17 protein-coding genes are annotated in these 22,135 nt (G+C 38.6%); 10 read left to right on the top strand and 7 right to left on the bottom strand.

Going from position 1 to position 22,135, the window contains the following annotated elements; translation table 11 throughout:
• Window positions 1–27: 27 nt before the first annotated feature.
• Window positions 28–1,713: a ShlB/FhaC/HecB family hemolysin secretion/activation protein gene (locus AB4J89_RS11100; protein ID WP_311755628.1), complete on the bottom strand. Its 1,686-nt coding sequence runs from the start codon at window positions 1,711–1,713 to the stop codon at window positions 28–30.
• A gap of 830 nt (window positions 1,714–2,543) precedes the next feature.
• Between AB4J89_RS11100 and tnaC the strand changes: the two genes are divergently transcribed.
• From tnaC to mutT, 4 genes are all read left to right on the top strand, one after another.
• Window positions 2,544–2,648 carry a tryptophanase leader peptide gene (gene tnaC, locus AB4J89_RS11095; RefSeq protein WP_088494935.1) on the top strand — a complete coding sequence of 35 codons (105 nt, stop codon included), beginning with the start codon at window positions 2,544–2,546 and terminating at the stop codon, window positions 2,646–2,648.
• 114 nt (window positions 2,649–2,762) lie between these two features.
• A complete protein-coding gene (locus AB4J89_RS11090; protein ID WP_075670808.1) occupies window positions 2,763–4,166 on the top strand; it encodes a tryptophanase in 1,404 nt (467 codons plus the stop codon).
• Window positions 4,167–4,238: 72 nt separating this feature from the next.
• On the top strand, window positions 4,239–5,489 hold the full coding sequence (locus tag AB4J89_RS11085) for an aromatic amino acid transporter (RefSeq protein ID WP_088494936.1): 1,251 nt from the start codon (window positions 4,239–4,241) through the stop codon (window positions 5,487–5,489).
• A gap of 125 nt (window positions 5,490–5,614) precedes the next feature.
• A complete protein-coding gene (gene mutT / locus AB4J89_RS11080) occupies window positions 5,615–6,007 on the top strand; it encodes an 8-oxo-dGTP diphosphatase MutT (protein WP_088494937.1) in 393 nt (130 codons plus the stop codon).
• An 85-nt stretch (window positions 6,008–6,092) separates the two neighbouring features.
• On the opposite strand, the gene yacG is transcribed toward mutT, so the two are convergent.
• From yacG to ppdD, 6 genes are all read right to left on the bottom strand, one after another.
• Entirely contained in the window at window positions 6,093–6,305 is a 213-nt protein-coding gene (yacG, locus tag AB4J89_RS11075) for a DNA gyrase inhibitor YacG (RefSeq protein WP_088494938.1), read from the bottom strand.
• Window positions 6,306–6,359: 54 nt separating this feature from the next.
• The gene (gene zapD, locus AB4J89_RS11070) at window positions 6,360–7,112 is read right to left on the bottom strand and encodes a cell division protein ZapD (protein WP_102949476.1); all 753 of its coding nucleotides are present in this window, start codon (window positions 7,110–7,112) and stop codon (window positions 6,360–6,362) included.
• Window positions 7,105–7,728: a dephospho-CoA kinase gene (gene coaE, locus AB4J89_RS11065; RefSeq protein WP_088494939.1), complete on the bottom strand. Its 624-nt coding sequence runs from the start codon at window positions 7,726–7,728 to the stop codon at window positions 7,105–7,107. Before coaE ends, zapD begins: the two co-directional genes overlap by 8 nt.
• 234 nt (window positions 7,729–7,962) lie before the next feature.
• On the bottom strand, window positions 7,963–9,162 hold the full coding sequence (locus AB4J89_RS11060; protein ID WP_088494940.1) for a type II secretion system F family protein: 1,200 nt from the start codon (window positions 9,160–9,162) through the stop codon (window positions 7,963–7,965).
• Entirely contained in the window at window positions 9,159–10,259 is a 1,101-nt protein-coding gene (locus AB4J89_RS11055; RefSeq protein ID WP_368469220.1) for an ATPase, T2SS/T4P/T4SS family, read from the bottom strand. The genes AB4J89_RS11060 and AB4J89_RS11055 overlap by 4 nt, the downstream gene beginning before the upstream one ends.
• Before the next feature lie 102 nt (window positions 10,260–10,361).
• Complete coding sequence (gene ppdD, locus AB4J89_RS11050; RefSeq protein WP_088494942.1) at window positions 10,362–10,805, bottom strand: prepilin peptidase-dependent pilin; 444 nt, start codon at window positions 10,803–10,805, stop codon at window positions 10,362–10,364.
• A 211-nt stretch (window positions 10,806–11,016) separates the two neighbouring features.
• Here ppdD and ampD point away from each other — a divergent pair, with 211 nt between their 5' ends.
• The 6 genes from ampD to acnB all read left to right on the top strand — a co-directional run bounded on the left by ampD (window position 11,017) and on the right by acnB (window position 22,082).
• Window positions 11,017–11,559, top strand: coding sequence for a 1,6-anhydro-N-acetylmuramyl-L-alanine amidase AmpD (gene ampD / locus AB4J89_RS11045; protein WP_088494943.1), 543 nt, complete (start codon window positions 11,017–11,019; stop codon window positions 11,557–11,559).
• Window positions 11,560–11,884: 325 nt separating this feature from the next.
• A complete protein-coding gene (gene pdhR / locus AB4J89_RS11040; RefSeq protein WP_075670940.1) occupies window positions 11,885–12,655 on the top strand; it encodes a pyruvate dehydrogenase complex transcriptional repressor PdhR in 771 nt (256 codons plus the stop codon).
• A gap of 163 nt (window positions 12,656–12,818) precedes the next feature.
• On the top strand, window positions 12,819–15,485 hold the full coding sequence (aceE, locus tag AB4J89_RS11035) for a pyruvate dehydrogenase (acetyl-transferring), homodimeric type (RefSeq protein WP_088494944.1): 2,667 nt from the start codon (window positions 12,819–12,821) through the stop codon (window positions 15,483–15,485).
• A gap of 12 nt (window positions 15,486–15,497) precedes the next feature.
• Window positions 15,498–17,366, top strand: coding sequence for a pyruvate dehydrogenase complex dihydrolipoyllysine-residue acetyltransferase (aceF, locus tag AB4J89_RS11030; RefSeq protein ID WP_368469217.1), 1,869 nt, complete (start codon window positions 15,498–15,500; stop codon window positions 17,364–17,366).
• A 200-nt stretch (window positions 17,367–17,566) separates the two neighbouring features.
• On the top strand, window positions 17,567–18,994 hold the full coding sequence (lpdA, locus tag AB4J89_RS11025; protein WP_075670832.1) for a dihydrolipoyl dehydrogenase: 1,428 nt from the start codon (window positions 17,567–17,569) through the stop codon (window positions 18,992–18,994).
• A 490-nt stretch (window positions 18,995–19,484) separates the two neighbouring features.
• Entirely contained in the window at window positions 19,485–22,082 is a 2,598-nt protein-coding gene (acnB, locus tag AB4J89_RS11020) for a bifunctional aconitate hydratase 2/2-methylisocitrate dehydratase (protein WP_088494946.1), read from the top strand.
• Window positions 22,083–22,135 lie beyond the last annotated feature (53 nt).

The following is a 22,135-nucleotide window of genomic DNA, read 5'->3' as shown; positions in this document are numbered from 1 at the left end:
TTCTCCGTTTATTGCTATGAGTGTGAATCAAAATAAATATGAAAATCTAACTAACACTTGAGTAGGGTCTTTGGTTTTATTGGAATTCGTTTGGTTGTAAAGCAAATGCCCCTTGGCGACTTCAATATCGAATTGTGCTTTTTGATATTGGAGATTTAAGCCCGAACTTAGCCCATAGCCACTACGCCATCCTTCATAGTTACCATGTTGTTGAACTCGACCAGCATCGAGACCAATTCGAGGGGTGATTGAAAATGTGTTTATCCGATAAGGATAAGAAAGCGTATTACGTAAATAGCCGCCGTTATCGCCAGAAAGTGTACTTTGGTCAAAACCACGGATTGCGTTTTTATCCGTTAAGCTAAGCCATTCCACACCTGGTAAGGTGTCAGGGCTATATTGACCAAAGAAGGCGCTATTGAATAAAAATGTAGAATTAGATAAGGCAAAACGATGTTGCCAATTGGCAAAAAGCTTAACTTTTGTAAAGCGATAGTCATTACCATTGCCATTAGCAACACGAGGTGATTCATCTGCACCAAACCAACTAATAGCTTTCTCTGCACTTAAGTTAACGCTGATGACACCATTTGGAACAATGTGTAAATGGTTGATACCTAACTCTACCGTTGTCAGTGCAGGGCTACTGAGATCAAGGCGGATTTGGCTGAAATAGTTACGTATTCGCTTATGTGTTATCTGCATGTTTAAGGTATCAATCTGTTTTTGACTACGATAAAAAGCGTAATCTCCCCTTAAACCAACTTGTGTCGTATCACCAGATAAACGTACAGTACGTGTTTGCAATGCTTGATGAAATTCATACTCCGAATAGCTACCAAAAGTACTGAATGTCAATGCACCATAAGGTAAAGAATAGAGTAGGGTATAAGCACGATTAAAGCGTGTATTTGGATTATCAGTGGTAATACTGGCATTTAAACTGACAAAGTCAGATAACCCTAATGGGCTGTCTAAGCTTGCATTGGTTCGAACTAACCAGCGCCCTGAGTTTTTTTGCCCATAGTTATCACTTGAAATATTTAGATGCCACGGTGCTTGTCGCTGATTTGTGAGCTGAATAATAGAGCCACCTAGTTGCGTACCAGGCAATATATCGAGCTTAACTTTATTCGATTGTAAGCGGTTTGCTTGATCAAGCCCCTGATCCAGTTTTGAAAGCTTAAGAGGCTCTCCTTCAACCTGAGGGAAAAGTAGTGCGGTGTTAACACCTCGATCACCGCCTTCAATTTTTTCAATAAAGCCTTCAATAACATACAGCCCAAGCTGTTGCTCTTGATTTGGGCGTAAAAATTGAACTCTTGCCGTGATATAACCATGTTGAAGATAGCGTTGGGTTAACTCTTTGACTAAACGGTTAACGTCAGCACTTTTTATACATTGCTCAGGTAATGGTGTTAAGGAATCAAGATCTTTTTCATTAAGTAAAGTAATTCCTTGAACATATACACCATTAATAGGCAAACAATGTTCTGATTCAGTAATAAGTGTGGGGGTAGGTGAAACCTCTAATGCATTTTCTTGAAGTTGTTGATAGCGATTTTGTTCAATAAGTTGGTTTATTTCACGTTGGCTATCTTGTAATGCGCGCCGCGATTCTCCCATCGAGCCTAAATAACCGGCGTCATTTGCTGTTAATCCACAGGTTGAAAATCCACTTAATAGTGTTAATAAAATAACTTTTTTTCTCATTTTACCTCAATATAAAGGTATTAATTCAAATATAAATAATATTGCTTAAATATAGAAAGATAATAATTAATGTTTTTATATTATCGTTAATTTTAGAATAATAAATACCGGGTACTCTCAATATGAAAAGAAATTAAAAATCGATGAAATAAAGATAAATTTCCATCTCTTTCGATATTAAATAGCGACATAACTAAAATGATTGATATCTCAAATAGTATTAATTAAACAAATGATTCATTTAAATGGCTTCTATTATGTTGATTTTCATAGTTATAATCTTCTGCGTTATTTTTTCTTCTTGCTTAAGTTACCATCGATTCAGCTATGCTAATTAAAACTTTTTCATTTTTTATAAAGAGACGATAAATAATGAGAGGGGATTCGAAGATATGAAAAAGAAGCAGGTTAATTAGCTTTTCATTTGTTGTTTATCAGTTTATTAAAGTTGTATTCTGGAATAAATATTTCATGAATTATTATTTCATTTTAATGAATAAAATGCGCATTAGAGAAGTAAAGAGATTAGGGTTTTATTGTTAAATTATTAATCATGGTAAAAAGTATGGTTATTTAAATACAACTTTCATTTTGTGAAAATGCAATATAAATACATGTATTACCACTTAGTGTTATCAATAAAAATTTAAGCCATAAAAAATAGTTTATTAAAAATTAAAGTAAGTGATAGTGATCACGTTAATATGTTATTTATTATAAATAGTGTGATTTTTGTCCAAAATATACTATTGTTATATTACTAATTGTGTTTAACTGTTATATAAATTAGCGTGTAAATTGTACTATTTCCTGACTATAAGGGTTAAAGTATGTTCTCATCATTTAATGTTTTAATAATATTAAGAGGTTTCTTCAGATTGAAGAAATGGTTTAATATTGATTCTGAACTCGCCTTCTACTTTCCTGAAAAATAATCCTTTTTTATATCCATTCAAAATAATTTAATACTCTTTTTCCGTTTAATTTAAATGGGAAGATTATTTTATTTATTCTAATTTTATTATTTAATTTATATTAAAGGTATTATCATGGCTAAAAGAATCGTAGAACCATTCCGTATTAAAATGGTAGAAAAAATCCGTGTTCCTTCAAGAGAAGAACGTGAAGCCGCATTAAAAGAAGCAGGATATAACCCATTCCTATTACCAAGTCATGCTGTTTATATTGATTTATTAACAGACTCTGGTACTAACGCAATGAGTGATCACCAGTGGGCAGCAATGATAACAGGTGATGAAGCTTATGCAGGTTCAAGAAACTATTATGATTTAAAAGACAAAGCCAAAGAATTATTTAACTACGATTATATTATTCCTGCTCACCAAGGACGTGGTGCTGAAAATATTCTTTTCCCAGTATTATTAAAATATAAACAAAAAGATGGAAAAGCAAAAAATCCTGTATTTATTTCTAACTTCCATTTTGATACAACAGCAGCACACGTTGAATTAAATGGCTGTAAAGCAATTAATATTGTTACTGAAAAAGCGTTTGATTCAGAAACCTATGATGATTGGAAAGGCAATTTTGATATTGCTAAATTAAAAGAAAATATTGCCAAACATGGTGCTGATAACGTTGTTGCCATTGTTTCAACAGTGACCTGTAATAGTGCTGGTGGTCAGCCTGTTTCAATGGATAATTTAAGAGAAGTTTACGAAATCGCAAAACAACACGGTATTTTTGTTGTTATGGACTCGGCGCGTTATTGTGAAAATGCGTATTTCATTAAACAGCGTGATCCTAAATATAAAAATGCGACAATCAAAGAAGTTATTTTAGATATGTATAAATATGCTGATGCATTAACAATGTCAGCTAAGAAAGATCCACTGTTAAATATCGGTGGTTTAGTCTCAATTCGTGATAATGAAGAAGTATTCACATTAGCAAGACAGCGCTGTGTACCAATGGAAGGCTTTGTTACCTATGGTGGTTTAGCGGGTCGTGATATGGCTGCAATGGTACAAGGTTTAGAAGAAGGTACTGAGGAAGAATACTTGCACTATCGTATTGGTCAGGTTCAATATCTGGGTGACCGTTTACGTGAAGCGGGCATTCCTATTCAATATCCTACTGGTGGACACGCTGTTTTCGTTGACTGTAAAAAACTAGTACCGCATATCCCAGGTGATCAATTCCCAGCTCAAGCTGTAATTAACGCACTTTACTTAGAGTCTGGTGTTCGCGCTGTTGAAATTGGTTCGTTCTTACTTGGTCGTGATCCTGCAACGGGTGAGCAAAAACACGCAGATATGGAATTTATGCGCTTAACCATTGCACGTCGTGTCTACACTAACGACCATATGGATTATATAGCTGACGCGCTTATCGGCTTAAAAGAGAAGTTTAAAACGCTTAAAGGTCTTGAGTTCGAATATGAACCACCTGTATTAAGACACTTTACTGCTAGATTAAAACCTATCAAATAAATAATACTCCACAATAATAATGGCTCTCGTGCAATGCGAGAGCCCTATCCTTATTTCAGTAAGGACTAAAAAATGGAAAATAAGTCGGTAAATAAAGAACCCTCAATTATTGTAGGGGGATTTGTGTTGGGCGGCGCCATGATCGGTGCGGGAATGTTTAGCCTACCAACAATAATGTCTGGTGCTTGGTTTATTAACTCACTCTTTATATTATTTATTGTCTGTTTCTTTATGTTTCATTCTGGAATTTATATTCTTGAATGTATATCGAAATATGGTGCAGGAACAAACTACTTTCATATATCGAAAGAGTTATTACCTAAATGGGCGTGTTATCTCGCGAATGCTTCCTTGATATTTGTATTGTATATATTAATTTATGCTTATATCTCTGCTGCGGGTTCGATCATTTATGAAGCTTCATCATTATATGGGCTTAATTTAAATCTTAGAGTGATATTCTTTGTATTTACCATAGTGCTTGGAGCAACAATATGGTGGGGAGGCGCTTGTGCCAGCCGTTTAACCTCAATATTTTTATTTATTAAGATTGTTCTATTCGTATTAGCATTCTCAGGATTATTCTTTAAAGCGAGAGGTGATTTATTATTTACGGCAACCTTTGAAGGTAAAAGCCAATTATATCTTTATCCTTTTATTTTTATCATTATTCCTTATGCTATTACCTCTTTTGGTTATCATGGTAATGTTTGTAGTCTTTATAAGCTCTATCATGAAAATGAAAGAAAAGTTGTAAAAAGTTGTGTGATTGGTTGTGTTTTAGCATTAGTGATTTATTTACTTTGGATGATTGGCACGATGGGGAATTTACCTCGTGAGCAATTTATTACAATTATCCAAAAGGGCGGTAACTTAGATGCCTTTATTGATTCTTTATATACTGTATTAAATAGTAAATATATTGAAGGATTTTTATTATGGTTTTCTATTAGTGCCGTATTCTGTTCATTTTTAGGGGTAGCGATTGGTCTGTTCGACTATATTTTAGCATCACTAAAATTTGAAGATAACAAAACAGGGCGCTTAAAATCTGGCGTTTTATGTTTTACGCCGCCGTTACTATTATGTTTACTTTTCCCTAATGGTTTCTTAATTGCAATTGCTTATGCAGGAACCGCAGCGTGTGTATGGGCAATTATTTGTCCTGCGGTTATGGCGCTGAAAGCCCGTGAGAAATTCCCAAATTCAGGCTTTAAAGTGTGGGGAGGCAAAGGATTAATTTATGCTGTTATCGCTTTTGGTGCAGTAGGGATTATTTGCCAAACATTAGCACAGTTCGGTTTCTTACCTATTTATCGTTAATTAATAGAATTATCGTTAATTAATTGAGATAGTCAGGGGAAGAAAACCAGAGTAGCGCCGTTGGATATACGTTATAATAACGCTAAGTTGTTATAATAATGTGACTATTCAATAGGTTGTCTATGATGGATAAAAAGAAGCTACATATTGCTGCGGGTATTATTTGTGATCAACACAATAATGTCTTTATCACCCAACGCCCTCTAAAATCACATATGGGGGGATTTTGGGAATTTCCAGGAGGAAAATTAGAAGATAAAGAGACTCCAGAGCAGGCGTTAGTTCGTGAGTTACAAGAAGAAATCGGTATTGATGTAACGCAATGCTCACTTTTTGAAACGGTAGAGCATGATTTTCCAGATAGACACATTACCTTATCCTTTTTCTTAGTCACGCAGTGGGATAATGAGCCCTATGGCAAAGAGGGACAAGAATTTAAGTGGACATCGATTAGATCGTTAAATGCCGATGATTTTCCGCCTGCTAACCGTACTATTGTGGCGTTATTGCAAAAGTAAGTAAAAGCAGAATAGTGCCAAATAAGCATCTATAAATAAAATAGCCACTCAGTCGAGTGGCTATTTTATGTTCAGGATTGGCACATTAAAAGTCTTTAGGCTCTTGTTGTGGCGCTTCACTCCAATCATCGCTGTCATTAATATCGCTTTGGCTTGGAATGCGTTTTGATTCATCTGCCCATTCGCCTAAATCAATAAGTTGGCAACGCTTACTACAAAAAGGGCGATAAGGGCTACTCTCATTCCAAACAACTTCTGTTTGACAGGTTGGACATTTTACAATTAATTCTTCGCTCATTATCTCTCCTAGATTTCATTGGTGCTATTTATGCTCATATCAATAAACATAATGTTAGCAACAAGCGATCTCAAAAGGTAGCTCTAGAGGGACAGTTCCATTTTCGCTATCAAGTGGTAAAAAGCGGATCGCATAGCGATTTTTATGCCCTGAAACTTGAGGATAGATTTGATGATCAATGGCTATTTTAAGACGTAGCAATTCACCTTCTTCAGCGCTGTCTTGGTAAAAACCACGGTGACTAAGAGCAGGCTTGAATGTATCTGATTGGCGAATCAGCATGAGCAAACTATTTAATGCATTTTGTAATGGTAATAAACCCGTCAGCCAGCTTTGTAATCTTTCATCACGAGTTGCTTGAGGTAAGCTTAACCATAAATGTAAGGCTGGCACATCAAAGTTACAGCATCCACCGGGAATACTTAGACGCTGTTTGACTAAACTAATGACTTTATCTTGTTTTAAATGTTGACCAATGCGAGGTGCTTTACTTAGTACGGCTGCATTTTCAGCTAGTTCATCAATAATTTGAGTGACAATCGCTTTATCAACATTAGGAAATGAAAGCCATTGCTGTAATTTTTTTTGTCTTTTTTCTAATTCTTTAAGTAATTCAGCACGGATTTCACCACGATCAAGGACTTCAATAAATTCTGATATCGCACGGAAAAACGAGAGTGCTGTGGGTAATGAATCAATTGCACGAAAACTGTTAATTTGAATCAATGAGTTTTCAATTCTAAGCCATGAACGCATTTTTTCATTGAGGGGATGTTCGAAGATGATTGTTGTGATGTCATCACTCATGGCAATTGTCCTGTAACGCTTGTTGAGCTAATTCTAAGTAATGCTGATGGAGTTGCTTAACTTTTCCAATCATATTTTGGCTATTATCGTGATTTTCAATAATATCATCAGCGACGGCTAATCGTTCCTGTCTTTGAGCTTGAGCCTTTAAAATATTGAGAACTTGCTCTCGACTGACACCATCTCGTTTCATGGTTCTTTCTATTTGCTCTTCTTGTGTAACATCGACAACAAGAACACGAGAGGCGAGATGCGTTAATTTATTTTCAATTAATAATGGAACAACCCAAATAAAGTAGGGCGCTTTGATTTGTTGTATTTGTCTTTGAGTCTCTTGCTGTATCAATGGGTGAAGAAGATTGTTAACCCAAGTTTTTTCTTCATTATTTTCAAAAATAATCTGGCGCAATTGTGCTCGGTTTAATGAGCCATCGGGTAGCAAAATGCAGTCACCAAAATGCTGATGCAATGCATTTAGTCCTAAAGATTGGGGCTCTACCACTAATCGAGCAATAACATCAGCATCGACAAGCGGTACACCTAATGAGGCAAAAGCATTAGCAACGGTAGTTTTACCACTGCCTATTCCGCCTGTAAGAGCAACCGTATAAGCCATTTGTGTTTATCTGTTTTTAATGAATTAAAATTTACTATTAGTCTAGGTATTCTAAAGCCTAATTTTGTTTTTATCACAAGATAATAACCGCAATATTTGGGTTTTATTCGGTTATTATGATAGATGATTTTCTGCTACCCTGACATCCTACCTCATAATACGCAATAGAATTACCATCAATCAATAAGTTAGTACAACACATAGTAACAGCATGTTACTCATAAAATTTGTGATTCACTGTATAGTATCACCTAACTGTAATATAGGAAGATACATAGCAATGATTAATGTGCCAATAATCAATGCAATGACCGTCATCAATATTGGCTCTAACCAAGCACTAATGGTATTTAATTGCTCATCAAGTTGATGATAAAACCAATCACTTAATTGCTGACAAAAGTAGAGCAATTGCCCCGAATTTTCTGCACAAATGATAAATTGATAACAGATAGGCGTAAAAAGAGGTTCATTTTTCATAAATAAGCTCAACGATTTACCTTGCATAATGTGGTCGCTCATTTGAGAAAGTACTCGCTTATAAATAGGGTGTGTAAGTTGTTCTGTCCCTATTTTTAAACCTTGTAATAAAGGTAATCCGGCTTGTTGTGTGATACTGATTATTTGAAAAATAAGGTGTAATTGCTGATACTTTAAAAGCTTACCTAAATAAGGAATATGAAGAAAAAAGATTTGTTCAGCAAAATACAATAGTGAAAAAGAGTGTCGAATTAAGCGATAAGCAACGATTAATCCTATAAAGATAAACACTATCATATTGATATAATCAGCAAGCCATTGCGAAAAAGTAATTAGGGTGAGTGTTAAAATAGGAAGTTCTGTATTAAAAGCACTGTATAAAGACTGATATTCAGGTAAAACATAGAGCAACATAATACTGGTAATCAAAATTAATACGGTGAGTAAAAAGGTTGGATATTTAAAGGCTTTTTTGATTTTTTTAACAATCTCTCGATGTTTCTTTAATTGTATTATTTGAAGCGTAATAACTTCATCTAACTTTCCACTTTCTTCACCAATAAAAATAAAACGACTCAATGAGATTGGAAAATAAAGTGGGTAGCGAGTTAATTGTTTAGAAAGAGAACCTCCTTGCATTAAGTTGAAAATGATATCTTCTAATACGCATTGCCAATGTGAGTAACGGCATTCATCTTTTAATAGTGTTAATGCGGGAAGAAGTGCTAACCCCGAATGAAGTAATAGAGCTAATTGTTCGAATAATTGAATCCGATATTGCTTATCAGTATCTTGAAATAAAACAATTTTAAATAAACGTATTTTTATGGGGAGTTTTTGTTGTTGTGTTAGTTTAATAAATGCTTCGTTATTAGAGGATGCAAGTATTTTTCCAGTACACCATTCTCCTTGATAAGTTAATGCATCATAGCGATAAATTAGCTGTAATCTCATTCAATATCTCCTAGTGTTTGATAAACCTCCTCAAGTGTCGTTATTCCTTGTTTAATTAATGAAAAGCCAGAATAGAGTAAATGATAAGGGGATGAAGGAGTTTGTTTTGAAGGCTCAAAGCAATCATAAATAGCCGTTCTTCCGTTATAGCCTGAACAGCATTGCTGGCAACCAACCGCTTGCCAGTTTGGTAATTCGATCATTTCTTTATTTATATCTATATGCTGTTTATCGGATAGACATATTTTGCAGTGTGGGCATAAACAACGAACTAGCCGTTGTGAAATAATTAAGCTAACACAGGAATGAATAAGATCTTTTTCAATCCCTAAGTTATATAGACGCATTAATGTGGATGAAGCCGAATTAGTATGTAAGGTTGATAATACAAGGTGCCCTGTTTGTGCTGCTTTTATTGCCATTTCGGCAGTAGATTGATCACGTATTTCACCTACCATAATAATGTCAGGATCTTGGCGTAGTAATGCTCGTAATATTGTCGTGAATGAGATCCCTGATTTTTCAGAAATCTGCGTTTGATTAATGCCCTTTAAAGGTAATTCAACAGGATCTTCAACACTATTTATATTTAGGTTTTCTTTATTTAAATAACGTAAACAACTATATAGTGTGAGTGTTTTTCCACTTCCCGTAGGCCCTGTAACTAAAATCATTCCTTGTGGCAAATTTAAATATTTCTTTAATAGCGTTAAATGTGAGGGTTGAAAGCCCAGATGATTTAATTTCGGTTGTTGTAAATTATTGATAAGCCGTAAAACCACTTTTTCACCATACAACGTGGGAAGTGTTGCAATTCGTATTGAATAGTTTTTTTCATAATAAGACCAATTAAATTGCCCATCTTGAGGTAATCGCTTCTCTGCAATATTTAAGTTAGCGAGTACTTTTAAGCGAGTCACTATTTCTTCAGAAAACTCATCTGGAGGTGGTGAAAATAGATATAAATGGTTATCTATTCTGGCTCGAATTCTTACACTGATTTGTTGAGGCTCTATATGCAAATCAGAGACGCGTTTTAAAATACTTGTACGTAATAGGTGCTCAATAAATTCTGTTGCAGAGTGTGTGATATCCATTCTTCACCTCTTTAATACTTTTTGATTTATCTATGTTGTATTTAATGTTTAAAGTGCGTAATAGGAACACTCAAGATGAGTGCTCCTTTATATTTAAAAGCACTAATATGATTTTAAAATCTCACTGCACTGTTTTTGTAACGCAAGATTTGTTGCAGAACATTGTGTTTTCCATACTGGAACAAGGTCGTTAATTCCGTTCTCTGACGACATGGTGATTGTCAGACCATTAAGTTGTGCTTTTCCAGTTGCACTAATCACACCGTGTAACACATTTATATCGGATAAATATCGACTACGAAATTGTTGCGGTATAAAAGAGGAGTCAGAATTACAGTGTTGAGGTTCGTTTTCATAACGACATAATTCTACCCCAGAACGATAAGGTGACAGTGTTTGTAAGACATCGGTTAATGCGGCTTTTTGGATATAACCTTGATAGGCGGGAATAGCAACTGAGCTTAAAATTGAGATGATAGCAATCACAATCATAAGCTCCATAAGGGTAAAACCATTTTCATTAGAGTGATAGTTAAGTACATTCATCTAGCGTCCTCCTTGAGTAATAGACACTAGAAGTATGAAAAAAAAGGACTTTATTGGCGAATAGATAAAATAAAGTTTGAGTAAAATATCGAAAAGAAAAAGGAGATATACATATTTAACCTTTATTATTGAGGGAAAGTTCGCATTTATTGATGAGTATGAGTTAATAAAGTTATTGATAATGGCTAAAACAAAATAAAAGAGGGTTGATGTGGAAATTAAACAGGGTTGGCTAATCGATGCTAGACAGGTTCCTTCACCTAATCATGATAAGAGGCCTGAAGGTGAGCTTCCTTCTTTATTAATTGTTCATAATATCAGTTTGCCTCCAGGGCAATTTGGTGGACCTTATATTGACCAGCTTTTTACCAATACATTATCAGAGCAAGATCATCCTTTTTTTAGTGAGATTGTTAACTTAAGAGTATCGGCTCATTGTCTTATTCGTCGTGATGGAGAAATTGTGCAATATGTGCCTTTTACTGAAAGAGCGTGGCATGCTGGCGTTTCTTTATATAAAGGCAGAGAAAAATGCAATGATTTCTCAATCGGTATTGAGCTTGAAGGTACTGATGAGTGCGATTTTACCCAGCAACAATATCAACAATTAGTGAAGATAACTCAATCGCTTATTGCTCTTTATCCCTCCATTAAAGAGAACATTACCGGGCATAGTGATGTTGCACCAAATAGAAAGACCGATCCGGGGCCTCACTTTGATTGGGCTTATTACCGCAGTTTGTTAACAAAATAACCACCTTAAATGAATTTAAAGCTATTAAATGTGAATTTAAATTCAAAATAATATTGCTGTCACGCTTCAGTTTGACTGTTTATGTGTTTAAAAAACGTTAAAAAATTTATTTTTAACGTTTCTAGATAATGCGATCTAGTTATCACTTTTGATGAATTTTTAAAATAATTTGTTAAAATTTGCAGGTTTTTATGATTTCGCTCAACAACTGTATGGACAGTTAGTGAATACTTTGTTACTTTATTATCCGTTATATTAAATTGGTATTACCAATTGACAACTCAATCACTAAGGTAATAGTTATCCAATAATGGCTTCCAGCAATATGGCTTATACAAAAATCCGCCAACCTAAGCTTTCTGATGTTATTGAGCAACAGCTTGAGCATCTGATTTTAGAAGGTACTCTGCGCCCAGGAGAAAAACTCTTACCTGAGCGTGAGCTGGCGAAGCAATTTGATGTATCTCGCCCTTCATTGCGTGAAGCTATCCAAAAGTTAGAAGCTAAAGGCTTTTTACTCCGTCGCCAAGGCGGTGGTACTTTTGTTCAGCACAATCTCTGGCAAAGTTTTAGTGATCCTTTAGCTCAACTACTTAGCGGGCACCCCGAATCTCAATTTGATCTTTTAGAAACTCGTCATGCACTTGAAGGTATTGCCGCATATTACGCTGCATTACGTGGTACTGACGAAGATCTTGATCGTATCAAAGCTAGCCATGATTGCATTTTGAAAGCCCATGAAAAGGGTGATTTAGCCGCTGAGTCCGAAGCTGTATTGCAATATCAATTAATTGTCACGGAAGCTGCTCATAATGTCGTGTTATTGCATCTATTACGATGCATGGTGCCGATGCTTGAGCAAAATATCCGCCAGAATTTTGAGTTTCTTTACACTCGTAAAGAGATGTTAACTGCAGTAAGTGAGCATCGTAGTCAGATTTATCAGGCTATTATTAATAGAGAGCCAGAAGCTGCGCGTGAAGCATCACATCGCCATTTGGCCTTTATTGAAGATGTTTTGTTGGATATGAGTCGTGAACATACTCGCCGTGAGCGCTCTCTGCGCCGGCTACAACAACATCCTGATTTATTTTAGTAGCACAGATCCTGACCGCTGAATCTGTACTACCTATCACCCTGTGATTTTCAGGGGAAGCGGTAATAACAGCAGGGCCTATCTTCCCGTCATATCAGATGGGTATAACGGGAAGATAGGCTCCCATAACCATTAAAAACAGATAACAGATAAGGAATACACCATGTCAGATATGCTGAAAAATGACGTGGATCCGATCGAAACTCGCGACTGGTTACAAGCGATCGACTCGGTCATCCGTGAAGAAGGTGTTGAGCGTGCACAGTTCCTGATTGATCAGGTATTAAAACAAGCCCGTAATGGTGGTCTTAATATCGCTTTAGGCGGTTCTGTACACAGTGATTATATCAATACCATTCCTGCTGAAGATGAACCCGCTTACCCTGGCAATCTGGAATTAGAGCGTCGTATTCGTTCTGCTATTCGCTGGAACGCAGTAATGATGGTTCTGCGTGCATCCAAAAAAGATTTGGAACTCGGCGGACACATGGCGTCATTCCAATCTTCTGCAACTTTATATGAAGTGTGCTTTAACCACTTCTTCCGTGCGCAAAATGAAACTGATGGCGGTGACTTGGTTTACTTCCAAGGCCATATCTCCCCAGGTATCTACGCTCGTGCATTCTTAGAAGGTCGTTTAACTGAAGATCAATTAAACAACTTCCGTCAAGAGATTGGTGGTAAAGGTTTATCTTCTTATCCGCACCCTAAATTAATGCCTGAATTCTGGCAGTTCCCAACAGTTTCTATGGGTCTGGGACCACTATCTGCAATTTATCAAGCTAAATTCCTGAAATATTTGAATCACCGTGGCTTAAAAGATACGACTAAACAAACTGTTTATGCGTTCTTAGGCGATGGCGAGATGGACGAGCCAGAATCTAAAGGTGCTATCACCATCGCAGTTCGCGAAAAATTAGACAACCTGTGCTTCGTGATTAACTGTAACTTACAGCGTCTTGATGGCCCAGTTACAGGTAACGGCAAAATTGTTAACGAATTAGAAGGTATCTTCGCGGGTGCTGGCTGGAACGTTATCAAAGTAATGTGGGGCGATCGTTGGGATGAGCTTCTGCGTAAAGACACTTCAGGTAAACTCATTCAATTAATGAATGAAACTCTGGATGGTGACTACCAGACATTTAAATCTCGTGACGGCGCTTATGTTCGTGAGCACTTCTTCAATCGTTACCCAGAAACAGCTGCATTAGTTAAAGATATGACTGATGATGAAATCTGGGCATTAAACCGTGGTGGTCACGATCCGAAGAAAGTCTTTGCTGCATTCCAAAAAGCAAAAGACACTCAAAACCAACCAACTGTTATTTTAGCTCAAACCATCAAAGGTTATGGTATGGGTGAAACGGCAGAAGGTAAAAACATTGCTCACCAAGTTAAGAAAATGAACATGGATGGTGTTCACCATTTCCGTGATCGTTTCAGTATTCCTGTTGCTGATGAGCAAATCAAAGACCTGCCTTATATTACTTTTGATAAAGACTCAGAAGAATACAAATACCTGCACGCACGTCGTCAGGATTTAGGTGGTTACCTGCCAGCTCGTCGTCCACGTTTTGAAGAAAAACTGGATATCCCAGCACTGGAAGATTTCAGCCAATTACTGGAAGAACAATCTAAAGAGATTTCAACAACTATCGCATTCGTTCGTGCTCTGAACGTAATGTTGAAAAATAAATCTATCAAAGATCGTTTAGTTCCAATTATTGCGGACGAAGCACGTACTTTCGGTATGGAAGGTCTGTTCCGTCAAATCGGTATCTATAGCCCGAATGGCCAACAATATACGCCTCAAGACCGTGAGCAAGTTGCTTACTATAAAGAAGACGTTAAAGGCCAAATTCTGCAAGAAGGTATCAACGAACTGGGTGCTGGCGCATCTTGGTTAGCCGCTGCAACATCTTACAGCACTAACAATCTGCCAATGATCCCATTCTATATCTACTACTCAATGTTTGGTTTCCAACGTATTGGCGACTTATGTTGGGCAGCGGGCGACCAACAAGCTCGTGGTTTCTTAGTAGGTGGTACTTCAGGTCGTACAACACTTAACGGTGAAGGTTTACAGCATGAAGATGGTCATAGCCATATTCAATCGCTGACTATTCCTAACTGCATCTCTTATGATCCAGCATTCGCTTATGAAGTTGCTGTAATCATGCAAGACGGTTTAGAGCGTATGTATGGTGATAAACAAGAAAACGTTTATTACTACATCACTACACTGAACGAAAACTACCATATGCCAGCAATGCCAGCCGGTGTTGAAGAAGGTATCCGTAAAGGTATCTACAAACTGGAATCACTGGAAGGCGCGAAAGGTAAAGTTCAGTTACTGGGTTCAGGTTCTATTCTGCGTCACGTTCGTGAAGCAGCACAAATCCTGTCTACTGAATACGGTATTGGTTCTGATGTTTATAGCGTAACTTCATTCACTGAACTGGCTCGTGATGGTCAAGATTGTGAACGTTGGAACATGCTACACCCATCTGAAGCACCGCGTGTACCTTACATCGCTCAAATTATGAATGATGCGCCAGCTGTTGCCTCTACTGACTACATGAAACTGTTCGCTGAACAAGTTCGTACTTATGTACCAGCAGATGATTACCGCGTATTAGGTACAGATGGTTTCGGTCGTTCTGATAGCCGTGAAAACCTGCGTCACCACTTCGAAGTTGATACTTCTTATGTGATTGTTGCTGCATTAGGTGAATTAGCTAAACGTGGTGAGATTGATGTGAAGGTTGTTGAAGAAGCAATCAAAAAATACAACATCAACCCTGAAAAAGTAAACCCACGTCTGGCGTAAGAGGTAAAGTGAATGTCTATTGAAATTAAAGTCCCAGATATCGGTGCTGATGAAGTTGAAGTCACCGAAGTGATGGTGAAAGTGGGCGACCGTATTGAGGAAGAACAATCCTTAATCACCGTAGAAGGCGACAAAGCTTCTATGGAAGTCCCATCACCACAAGCGGGTGTAGTGAAAGAGATCAAAATTGCTGTGGGCGATAAAGTCCAAACGGGTTCTCTTATCATGATTTTTGAAGCAGAAGGTGCCGCGCAAGCTGCACCAGCTCAAGCCGCAGCACCTGCACCAGCAGCAGCGCCTGCAACGGCAGAATTAAAAGAAGTTCATGTACCAGATATCGGCGGTGACGAAGTTGAAGTTACCGAAGTGATGGTAAAAGTAGGCGATAGCGTTGCTGAAGAACAATCGCTGATCACTGTAGAAGGTGATAAAGCTTCTATGGAAGTTCCAGCTCCATTTGCTGGCGTTGTGAAAGAAATTAAAATCGCAACTGGTGATAAAGTGAGCACAGGCTCTCTTATCATGGTATTTGAAGTTGCAGGTAGCGCACCTGTTGCTCAAGCAGCACCAGCACCAGCGGCATCTGCACCAGCAGCATCTGCAGTGAAAGAAGTGAATGTTCCAGATATCGGCGGTGACGAAGTTGAAGTGACTGAAGTGATGGTGAAAGTAGGTGATTCCATCTCTGAAGAACAATCACTGATCACTGTTGAAGGTGACAAAGCTTCTATGGAAGTTCCTGCACCATTTGCTGGTGTGGTTAAAGAGATCAAAATTGCAGTGGGCGACAAAGTGAAAACTGGCTCACTGATCATGACTTTCGAAGTTGCCGATGCAGCACCAGTTGCTCAAGCAGCACCAGCAGCAGCCGCACCAGCGCCAGCAAGTTCTGCACCAGCAGCACCTGCTAAAGCACAAGCGACTGCGCCAGCAGCGAAAGAAGAATTTGTTGAAAATGACGCTTACGTTCATGCAACACCTGTTATTCGTCGCTTAGCGCGCGAATTCGGTGTGAATTTAGCGAAAGTAAAAGGTACTGGTCGTAAAGGTCGTATCTTACGTGAAGACGTTCAGTCTTACGTGAAAGAGTTAATTAAACGTGCTGAATCAGCGCCGGCAAATGCAGGTGGCGGATTACCAGGCATGTTACCTTGGCCGAAAGTTGACTTCAGCAAGTTTGGTGAAATTGAAGAAGTTGAATTAAGCCGTATCCAGAAAATCTCTGGTGCTAACTTAAGCCGTAACTGGGTGATGATCCCTCACGTAAATCTGTTTGATGAAGCAGATATCACTGAGGTTGAAGAATTCCGTAAACAGCAAAATAAAGAAGCAGAGAAGAAAAAACTGGATGTTAAGATCACTCCGTTAGTCTTCGTAATGAAAGCTGCAGCGAAAGCACTGGCAGATATGCCACGCTTTAACAGCTCTATCTCTGAAGATGGACAGAAACTGATCCTGAAAAAATACATCAATATCGGTATTGCTGTAGATACACCGAACGGTCTTGTTGTTCCTGTTTTCAAAGATGTTAACAAAAAAGGCATTATCGAACTGTCTTATGAGTTAGCTGAAGTTTCTAAGAAAGCGCGTGCAGGTAAACTGACAGCAGCAGATATGCAAGGCGGATGCTTCACTATTTCTAGCCTTGGTGGTATCGGTACTACCGGTTTTGCACCAATCGTTAACGCACCAGAAGTTGCGATTATGGGACTTTCCCGTTCTTCTATGAAACCAGTATGGAACGGCAAAGAATTCGTACCACGCTTGATTTTACCAATGTCATTATCTTTCGATCACCGTGTGATCGATGGTGCTGACGGTGCTCGATTCATCACTCTGATTAATCAGTACATGAGCGATTTACGTCGTTTGGTAATGTAATTTTAAAACCGGTGCTTAGCGCCGGTTTCTCTGATTACAGTGATGGATTTTACAGTCATACATCTTAGGTTGTGAGATCCGTCATGTTAGAGCGCTTTTCAGTTTATTAACATTTCTGTAAACTGCATGCGGTATGTAAGTCTCGGTGTTAAATATGGATTATCGTCTGACTCGCCGGACAAATAAATAATGAGGTCACGATGAGTACTGAAATTAAAGCACAGGTAGTGGTTCTCGGTGCAGGCCCTGCGGGTTATTCCGCGGCGTTCCGTTGCGCTGACTTAGGTTTAGAAACAGTTTTAGTGGAACGTCACTCTACTTTAGGTGGTGTTTGTCTGAACGTGGGTTGTATCCCTTCTAAAGCGTTACTCCACGTTGCTAAAGTTATCGAAGAAGCGAAAGCATTATCTGAACACGGTGTTGTATTTGACGCACCAAAAACAGATATCGACAAAATTCGCATCTGGAAAGATAAAGTTATTTCTCAGTTAACTGGTGGCTTAGCTGGTATGGCTAAAGGCCGTAAAGTGACTGTCGTTAATGGCGAAGCACGATTCACTGGTTCTCACACATTGTCTGTTGAAGGTGCTGAAGGTACAACTACCATCACTTTTGATAATGCAATCGTTGCTGCCGGCTCACGTCCAATCGAATTACCATTCATTCCACATGAAGACCCACGTGTATGGGACTCAACAGATGCACTGCAACTGAAAACTGTACCAGAGCGTTTACTGGTTATGGGTGGCGGTATTATCGGTCTGGAAATGGGTACGGTTTATCACTCTCTGGGTTCTCAGATTGACGTAGTTGAAATGTTTGATCAGGTTATTCCTGCTGCTGATAAAGACGTGGTTAAAGTATTTACCAAGCGTATCAGCAAGAAATTTAACCTGATGCTAGAAACCAAAGTAACTGCGGTTGAAGCAAAAGAAGATGGCATCTACGTAACAATGGAAGGCAAAAAAGCCCCAGCAGAACCACAACGTTACGATGCAGTATTAGTTGCTATCGGTCGTGTACCTAACGGTAAACTATTAGACGCAGGTAAAGCAGGTATCGAAGTTGATGATCGCGGCTTTATCCATGTTGATAAACAAATGCGTACTAATGTACCTCACATCTTTGCTATCGGTGACATCGTTGGTCAACCAATGCTGGCTCACAAAGGTGTCCACGAAGGTCACGTTGCAGCAGAAGTTATCTCTGGTAAGAAACATTACTTCGACCCTAAAGTTATTCCATCAATCGCTTATACTGAACCAGAAGTTGCATGGGTTGGTATGACTGAAAAAGAAGCGAAAGAGAAAGGCGTTAGCTATGAAGTGGCTTCTTTCCCTTGGGCAGCATCAGGTCGTGCAATCGCATCAGATTGTGCAGATGGTATGACTAAACTGATTTTCGACAAAGAAACTAACCGTGTTATCGGTGGTGCAATTGTTGGTTCTAACGGTGGTGAACTGTTAGGTGAAATCGGTCTGGCAATCGAAATGGGTTGTGATGCTGAAGATATCGCATTAACTATCCACGCTCACCCAACGTTATACGAATCAATCGGTATGGCTGCGGAAGTATTTGAAGGTAGTATCACTGACCTGCCAAATCCAAAAGCGAAAAAGAAAAAATAAGCAACTCGTTTACTGAAAAACAGTTTACTGAAGTAGTTTAAATGATAAGGGCTAAGTTCTTTATAGAACTTGGCTCTTTTTTTATGTCTTTTTGTTGAGACTAGCATTGCTTAATGAAGGGAAATATTAGTGATTAGCTATTTTTGTCGTTTATTTAATCGCAAATTTCGCTTTAGTGCTAATTTGAGGATGAAAAAAACTATAAAAAGTGTGGTTATTAACCAAAATCTTGGTTAAAAGTCCCTGTTATATATTTTGTTTAAGTGTTTTAATCTGAATAAGTGGATATTTGAATCTGATTAATGTTACTTTTATGTGAACGAATTAACATCGTGTTGAAGATTTGCTATGCTGATAGCCCTTAGCTGGGCATAATTTTACAACCTCTTATGTTTTATGCGAGCAAAAGATCCTCTGACCTGGCATCCTTCAACAGACAGGGTGCAGACAGCCGGGTTATACAAAATGACAAAGAAGCGAGGAGACAGTCGTGCTAGAAGAATACCGTAAGCACGTAGCAGAGCGTGCAGCTGAAGGTGTCGTTCCAAAACCTCTCGATGCCACACAAACAGCCGCACTTGTTGAGCTATTAAAAAATCCCCCTAAAGGTGAAGAAGAATTTCTTCTTGATTTAATTGTTAACCGCGTTCCACCCGGAGTTGATGAAGCTGCCTATGTTAAGGCGGGTTTTTTAACTGCCCTCGCGAAAGGCGAAACCACATCACCTCTTATCACTCCAGAAAAAGCAGTTGAATTATTAGGCACCATGCAAGGTGGCTATAATATCCACGCTTTAATTGACGCTCTGGACAACGATAAATTAGCTCCAATAGCAGCTAAAGCGCTTTCTCACACATTACTGATGTTTGATAACTTCTATGATGTTGAAGAAAAGGCGAAAGCAGGTAACGTCTATGCTAAGCAAATCATGCAATCTTGGGCTGATGCACAGTGGTTTACTGAACGTCCAGCATTAGCAGAAAAAATTACTGTTACCGTATTTAAAGTCACTGGTGAAACCAATACCGATGACTTATCTCCAGCACCTGATGCTTGGTCTCGTCCTGATATCCCATTACATGCTTTAGCAATGCTGAAAAATGCGCGCGAAGGCATTGAGCCAGATCAACCGGGTAGTGTAGGTCCTATCAAACAAATCGAAGCGTTAAATAAAAAAGGCTTCCCTCTGGCTTATGTTGGTGATGTTGTAGGTACTGGCTCATCACGTAAATCAGCAACTAACTCTGTTCTTTGGTTTATGGGAGACGACATTCCTTTCGTTCCTAATAAACGCGGTGGCGGTGTTGTTCTTGGCGGTAAAATCGCACCTATCTTCTTTAATACTATGGAAGATGCAGGCGCACTCCCTATCGAAGTTGATGTTTCTAAATTAAATATGGGTGATGTCATTGATATTTACCCATACAAAGGTGAAATTCGTAACCATGAAACGAATGAGTTACTGGAAACCTTTGAGCTGAAAACCGAAGTATTAATTGATGAAGTTCGTGCTGGTGGTCGTATCCCATTGATCATCGGTCGTGGGTTAACATCAAAAGCGCGTGAATCACTGGGTTTACCAGCTAGCACACTGTTCCGTCATGCTAAACCTGTTGCAGAAAGCAATCGTGGTTTCTCACTAGCTCAGAAAATGGTAGGTCGTGCTTGTGGCCGTACAGGTATTCGCCCAGGCGAATATTGCGAGCCAAAAATGACCTCAGTAGGTTCACAAGATACAACAGGCCCAATGACTCGTGATGAGCTAAAAGACTTGGCGTGCCTTGGTTTCTCTGCTGATTTAGTGATGCAATCATTCTGTCATACCGCGGCTTATCCAAAACCGGTAGACGTTACAACGCATCACACTTTGCCTGACTTTATTATGAATCGTGGTGGTGTTTCACTGCGTCCGGGCGATGGTATTATCCACTCATGGTTAAACCGTATGTTACTACCTGATACTGTCGGTACAGGCGGTGACTCGCATACTCGTTTCCCTATTGGTATCTCATTCCCAGCAGGTTCTGGCCTAGTGGCTTTTGCTGCGGCAACTGGGGTTATGCCATTAGATATGCCAGAATCTGTTCTGGTGCGTTTTAAAGGCAAAATGCAACCGGGTGTGACACTGCGTGATTTAGTTCATGCTATTCCTTATTACGCAATTCAAGACGGTTTACTGACAGTTGAGAAAAAAGGTAAGAAGAACATTTTCTCTGGTCGTATTCTTGAGATTGAAGGCTTACCAGAACTGAAAGTAGAACAAGCATTTGAGCTTGCTGATGCATCAGCAGAACGTTCAGCGGCGGGTTGTACTATTAAACTGGATAAAGCGCCAATTATTGAGTACCTGCAATCTAACATTATCTTACTGAAATGGATGATTGCTGAAGGTTATGGTGATCGTCGTACTATTGAACGTCGTATCACTTCAATGGAAAACTGGTTGAAAGATCCGCAATTACTTGAAGCTGATGCAGATGCAGAATATGCGGCAGTGATCGAAATTGATTTAAATGAGATCAAAGAGCCTATTCTATGTGCGCCGAACGATCCAGATGATGCTCGCCTGTTATCTGAAGTGGCAAACAGCAAAATTGATGAAGTATTTATTGGCTCTTGCATGACCAATATTGGTCACTTCCGTGCTGCTGGTAAACTGCTTGATCAACACAAAGGTCAATTACCAACACGTTTATGGGTTGCTCCACCAACAAAAATGGATGCTGCTCAATTAACGGAAGAGGGCTATTATAGCGTCTTTGGTAAGAGTGGAGCACGTATCGAAGTACCGGGTTGTTCACTATGTATGGGTAACCAAGCGCGTGTTGCTGATGGTGCAACTGTTGTTTCAACCTCGACACGTAACTTCCCTAACCGCTTAGGTACAGGTGCTAATGTATATCTTGCCTCTGCGGAGCTTGCAGCGGTTGCTTCATTACTAGGTCGTTTACCAGAGCCACAAGAGTATCTGGATTTCATGAATAAAGTGGATGAAACCGCAGAAGATACTTATCGCTATCTAAACTTTGACCAACTAGAGCAGTATACCGATAAAGCAGACCAAGTTATTTTCCAAACAACGGTATAACGGTTAATTTATTGCTTTAAAGTATTTAATATGAACAAACGGGAGGCAAATGC

The organism is Proteus sp. STS61-E (assembly GCF_040932335.1).
Taxonomy (GTDB): domain Bacteria; phylum Pseudomonadota; class Gammaproteobacteria; order Enterobacterales; family Enterobacteriaceae; genus Proteus; species Proteus mirabilis_B.
This window is presented reverse-complemented; position numbering and strand designations above follow the sequence as displayed.

Excerpts from the sequence above, each read along its gene's own strand:
- AB4J89_RS11090 (WP_075670808.1), top strand. The coding sequence starts at position 2,763 with ATGGCTAAAAGAATCGTAGAACCATTCCGTATTAAAATGGTAGAAAAA.
- AB4J89_RS11100 (WP_311755628.1), bottom strand. The coding sequence starts at position 1,713 with ATGAGAAAAAAAGTTATTTTATTAACACTATTAAGTGGATTTTCAACC.
- pdhR (WP_075670940.1), top strand. The coding sequence starts at position 11,885 with ATGGCTTATACAAAAATCCGCCAACCTAAGCTTTCTGATGTTATTGAG.
- ppdD (WP_088494942.1), bottom strand. The coding sequence starts at position 10,805 with ATGAATGTACTTAACTATCACTCTAATGAAAATGGTTTTACCCTTATG.
- coaE (WP_088494939.1), bottom strand. The coding sequence starts at position 7,728 with ATGGCTTATACGGTTGCTCTTACAGGCGGAATAGGCAGTGGTAAAACT.
- AB4J89_RS11055 (WP_368469220.1), bottom strand. The coding sequence starts at position 10,259 with ATGGATATCACACACTCTGCAACAGAATTTATTGAGCACCTATTACGT.
- AB4J89_RS11085 (WP_088494936.1), top strand. The coding sequence starts at position 4,239 with ATGGAAAATAAGTCGGTAAATAAAGAACCCTCAATTATTGTAGGGGGA.
- yacG (WP_088494938.1), bottom strand. The coding sequence starts at position 6,305 with ATGAGCGAAGAATTAATTGTAAAATGTCCAACCTGTCAAACAGAAGTT.
- AB4J89_RS11060 (WP_088494940.1), bottom strand. The coding sequence starts at position 9,162 with ATGAGATTACAGCTAATTTATCGCTATGATGCATTAACTTATCAAGGA.
- aceE (WP_088494944.1), top strand. The coding sequence starts at position 12,819 with ATGTCAGATATGCTGAAAAATGACGTGGATCCGATCGAAACTCGCGAC.
- aceF (WP_368469217.1), top strand. The coding sequence starts at position 15,498 with ATGTCTATTGAAATTAAAGTCCCAGATATCGGTGCTGATGAAGTTGAA.
- lpdA (WP_075670832.1), top strand. The coding sequence starts at position 17,567 with ATGAGTACTGAAATTAAAGCACAGGTAGTGGTTCTCGGTGCAGGCCCT.
- tnaC (WP_088494935.1), top strand. The coding sequence starts at position 2,544 with ATGTTCTCATCATTTAATGTTTTAATAATATTAAGAGGTTTCTTCAGA.
- mutT (WP_088494937.1), top strand. The coding sequence starts at position 5,615 with ATGGATAAAAAGAAGCTACATATTGCTGCGGGTATTATTTGTGATCAA.
- zapD (WP_102949476.1), bottom strand. The coding sequence starts at position 7,112 with ATGAGTGATGACATCACAACAATCATCTTCGAACATCCCCTCAATGAA.